This is a genomic window from Actinomycetota bacterium (genome assembly GCA_036280995.1).
Classification (GTDB): Bacteria; Actinomycetota; CALGFH01; order CALGFH01; family CALGFH01; genus CALGFH01.
Genome location: DASUPQ010000761.1, coordinates 1 through 4642 on the forward strand (window position 1 = coordinate 1; position 4642 = coordinate 4642).

Genomic DNA, 4642 nt, shown 5'->3' on the forward strand with positions numbered 1-4642 from the left:
TGACCAGCGCCGCCGAGGTGATCGTGCGGGCCGTGCTCTCCAGCCCGCGGGCCACGGCCAGCTCGTTGTCGCCCGTGCGCAGGTACTCCTCCCGGATCCGGCTGAGCAGGAACACCTCGTAGTCCATGGACAGCCCGAACAGGATCGAGAACAGGAACAGGGGCACGAAGACCTCGATGTGGCCCTGGGAGGTGAAGCCGAGCAGCGACTCGCCCCAGCCCCACTGGAACACGGCCACGATCAGCCCGTAGGCGGCGCCCACCGACAGCAGGTTCATGGCGATCGCCTGCAGCGGCAGCACCAGCGAGCGGAAGGCCATGGCCAGCAGGACGAACGACAGGGCCAGGACGGAGAGGACGACCACCGGGAGCTGGCCGGAGATCTCGCGGGCCAGGTCGACGTTGAGGGCGGTGGACCCGCCGACCCTGGCCTGCCCGGCCAGGCCGGCGGCCGGGACGAGCTCGTCGCGGACCCGGTCGAGCAGTCCCTCGGCCGCCTCGGACTCGGGCTCCTCCCTGGTCACGACCGTGATGCGGGCCAGGTCGGCGCCCCGGTCCCAGTTGGCCAGCCCGGCAACGGCCGGGGCCAGCTCGGGGTCGACGCCGTTCAGGCCGCCCGCGTACAGCCGGGTGTAGGCGTCCAGGTCGGCCCGGGGCAGGACCGAGGTGAGGCTCTGCACGCCGGCCACGGCCCCGTCGCCCTGGAGGGCCCGGGTGAGCCGGTCCACCCGCTCCAGGTTGGCTTGGGTCCCGGCCCCGCCCGGGGTGTCGACGAGGATCTCCATGGGACCGGTGACGCCGGCCCCGAACTCGGCCGCCAGGCGCTCGGTGGCCAGCCGCGGGCTCTCGTCGGCGGGCAGGATGCTGGCGCCGGGCTGGCCCAGGCGGATGCCGGCGAAGGGCACGGCCAGCACCACCAGCACGACCAGGGCGGCGGCCATGAACGCCCACGGGCGGCGCATGATCCGGACCGCCCAGCGGTGCCAGAAGCCCTCGCCCTCGGTGGCCCGCGGGCGCAGCACCGGGATCCGCAGGCGGTCGACCCAGTGGCCGACCAGGCTGAGCACGGCCGGCAGGAGGGTGATGGCGGCCAGCACGGCCACCGCGACCACGCTCATCGACCCGATGGCCATGGAGCGGAACGCCTGGATGTCGACCAGGAACATCCCGGCCAGGGCGACGATCACGGTGGCCCCGGACAGGGCCACGGCCCGGCCGGAGGTGGCCAGGGTGACCGGGACGGCCTCGGCCACCGACCGGCCCCGGCGCAGCTCCTCGCGGAAGCGGGTGACCACGAACAGGGCGTAGTCGATGCCGACGCCGATGCCGACGATGGAGGCGGTGTTGGTGACGTAGACGTTCATGTCGGTGACGCCGGCCAGGAAGTACAGGACGCCGAGGGTCACGCCCAGGCTGACCAGGGCGAGCATGATCGGCAGGCCGGCGGCGACCAGGCTGGTGAAGGCCAGCAGCAGGACGACCAGGGTGATCGGGAAGCTGACCCGCTCGGCCTGCTCGAGGTCGTGGCGGGAGATCTCGTTCATGCGCTCGTAGAACGCGGCACCCCCACCGGTCTCGACCTCGACCCCGGCCGGGACGCCCTCGCGGGCCGCCGCCGCGACCTCGGGGACGGTGTCGAGCTGGGTGTTCTGGTCGCCGGAGAGGCCGGCGACCAGGTAGGTGGTGCGCCGGTCGGGTGAGACGAAGGCCGGGCTGCCGCTGGAGACGAACGACTCCACCCCGCCGACGTTCGGGACCGCCTGCACCCGGGTGGCGATGCCCTCGACGACCGCCCGGAAGGCGGGATCGTCGACCGTCCGGGCGTCGTCGTGGACGGTGATCAGGGCGGTGGTCGGGAACTGGTTGGCGAAGCGCTGCTCCAGGTCGCGCTGGACGGCCAGCGACTGGGACCCGGGGACCTCGAACCCGCCGGAGCCGAGGCGGTCGGTCAGCCCCGAGGCGTAGCTCCCCATGACGGCCAGCAGCACCACCCAGGCGCCGATGACCCACCAGCGGCGCCGGACGGTGAAGGCACCGAGTCGTCCCAGCAGGCTGTTCATCGTTCCTCCCCCGTCCGGTCAAAACCGACCGGTTGGTATATTCCGTGCTCGTACGCGTTCGCGGGAAATGGCGGCATGGCTGTCAGGATGGCTGGCAGATGGCCGCGAACCACAGGTCGCGGAAGTCCCGGGCCCGGCGGCGCAGGTCGGACCGGGCGGTCAGGGCCTCGGAGACGGTCTCCAGGCCGATGAAGGACTCGACGGCGATCTCGGCCGCGACCTGCGGCTCGACGTCGGGCCGGATGTCGCCCTCGTCCTGGCCCTTGCGGAGGATCGAGGCGACCATGTCCATCCACATGGTGAGCTGGGTGCCCAGCTCAGGGCGCAGCCCGGGGTGCTCGTCGCCCAGCTCGGTGCAGAGCCGGCTGATGGCCCGGCAGGCGGGGTCCTGCTCGTGCAGGTCGCAGAGGGCCTCGACCATGGCGTCGAGCTGCTCGACGGCGCGCGAGCGGCGCATCACGGCCGCCATCACCACGCCCGCCCACTGCTCCTGCTTCTGGCGGAGGGTGGCCAGGGCCAGCGCCTCCTTGGACGGGAAGTGGAAGTAGAAGCCGCCCTTGGTGACCCCGCTGGCCTTGAGGACGTCGTTCAGGGAGGTGCCGGCGTAGCCCCGGTCGGCGAACGCCTCGGCGGCGACCTCGAGGATGCGGCGGCGGGTCTCCCCGCCCCGGTCCGTGGCCGTCGGCGCCAGCGTCATGCCGTTCCTCCAGAGGTCGCGTTCCGCCGGAGATTAAAACCGACCGGTCGGTCTGTCAACCCCCTTGCTGGGCCGGCTCGACCTCGACCGGGTCCGCGCTCGCCCGCTGCCGGCGGGCCAGCGCCACAAATGGCACCCCCATCAGGTGCACGCCGGCCGCGACCAGGTAGGAGGTGGAGTAGCTCCAGACGTCGGCCACCTTGCCCAGCGCCGGCTGGATCACCACGCCGCCGCTCGACCCGAGCAGGTTGTCGAAGGACAGGACGGTGGCCCGCTGCTCGGACGGGATCAGGCCGTTCATGTAGGCCTGCCGGATCGGCAGGGTGGCGGCGGCGGTCAATCCCCACAGCACCAGCAACCCGACCGCGACCCAGAACGCCGTCGTGAGCCCGAGCAGGACCAGCAGGCCGCCCTCGAGCACAAGGCCGCCCAGGATGGCCGAGGTCCGCCGGCGGAACAGCAGCCGGACCCGCGGCGCCGCCATGCCGCCGATGATCTGCGCGCCGGCGACGATGGCCGCGGCCAGGCCGGCGATGCTGTAGGCCTGCTCGTCGCCGTAGAGCTCCAGCAGGTACGGCTGCATGGCGTAGAAGGCGTAGATGCCGACGCCGAAGCTGAACGGCGCCGCCAGCATCATCCAGCGGACCGGCGGGTTCCCCAGGCCGAAATGCACCGAGCCGCGCAGCACCTGGCCCATCTCGCGCACCGGATGCTTGCCCGGCTTGGGGACGAAGCCCCAGTCCCGCATGAAGACGAAGGCGACCACGAAGGTCACGACCAGGGCCAGCGCCCGGAGGATGTAGGGCACCCCCAGGTTGGTCCACTGGGCGACCAGCCCGCCCAGGACCGAGCCGGACAGCATGGCCGCCCCGGCGACGATCTGGCCCTTGGCGAACACCGACTCGAGGTTGCCCTTGAAGCCGGTGAACTTGAGGGCGTCGACCAGCCAGGCCTCGGTCGCGCCGGAGAAGAAGGTGAAGCCCAGCCCGAGCAGGACCGAGGTGGCCGCCCAGGCCCAGAACGGGGCCTCCACCTGCCAGGCCAGCCAGTACAGGGCGGTGGAGATGGCCAGGCTGACCGAGCCGAGGAGGTAGGAGGCGCGGCGGCCCCAGGTGTCGGCCACCACCCCGGTCGGCACCTCGAACAGGACCATGCCGGCCGTGAACAGGGCATTGGCGGTGAACGCGGCCGTGGCGCTGAGCCCGGCGTCCAGCAGGAACAGCGTGTTGATGCCCCAGATGAACGAGGCGGCCAGGGTGTTGAACAGCATGAGCACGAGGTAGACGCGCTGGACGCTTCGCGGCTCAGGGTTCATGGTCCGCTGAACCTACCGCCGGCCCCGGACATTCCAGAACCGGGCGATCCGCCTCAGCGACCGGCCATGCGGGCGCGCACCTCGGGGCGGCGCAGCGGCGGGTCAGCCTTCGGGGGCTGGCGCCGCGGGGGCAGCTCGGCGAGCACCTCGGCCGTGGCCCGGGCCACGGCGGTCACCGCCTGCTCGAACGCCTCCTCGGCGGCCGGGCTGGGGCGGGTCACGCCGCTCACCTTGCGGACGTACTGGCGGGCCGCGGCCTCGATCTCCTCGCTGGTGGCGGGCGGCTCCAGCCCCCGCAGGGTGGTGATGTTGCGGCACATGATCCCGGTTCCTCCCGCTGTCCTCCTCGGATTCGTCCGACCGCAACGAGCCTACCGGGCCCTCCGGACGACGGCTTGCCCTGCTCGCCCGACCCGGCCAAGATGCAACGGTCGGCGGAGGAGGCGCAGATGAAGTCGGTACCCCTGGGACGCCGGGTGAGCGCGGTGGTGGCGCTCCTGGTCCCGGTCGCCGTGCTCCTGGTGCTGCTGGTCGTGCTGATCCAGCGGCCGCTGATGCTGCTGGCGGCGGC

4 protein-coding genes are annotated in these 4642 nt (G+C 72.4%); all 4 read right to left on the reverse strand.

Features of this window, described 5'->3' with window-relative positions:
• The coding region (locus tag VF468_25405) for an MMPL family transporter (protein HEX5881624.1) at positions 1-2059 on the reverse strand (2059 nt) is incomplete at its 3' end.
• A gap of 82 nt (positions 2060-2141) precedes the next feature.
• Positions 2142-2756, reverse strand: coding sequence for a ScbR family autoregulator-binding transcription factor (locus tag VF468_25410; GenBank protein HEX5881625.1), 615 nt, complete (start codon positions 2754-2756; stop codon positions 2142-2144).
• A gap of 55 nt (positions 2757-2811) precedes the next feature.
• The gene (locus VF468_25415) at positions 2812-4071 is read right to left on the reverse strand and encodes an MFS transporter (protein ID HEX5881626.1); all 1260 of its coding nucleotides are present in this window, start codon (positions 4069-4071) and stop codon (positions 2812-2814) included.
• A 53-nt stretch (positions 4072-4124) separates the two neighbouring features.
• Positions 4125-4391, reverse strand: a complete 267-nt coding sequence (locus tag VF468_25420; GenBank protein ID HEX5881627.1) for a DUF2277 domain-containing protein — start codon at positions 4389-4391, stop codon at positions 4125-4127.
• Between the last annotated feature and the right edge of the window lie 251 nt (positions 4392-4642).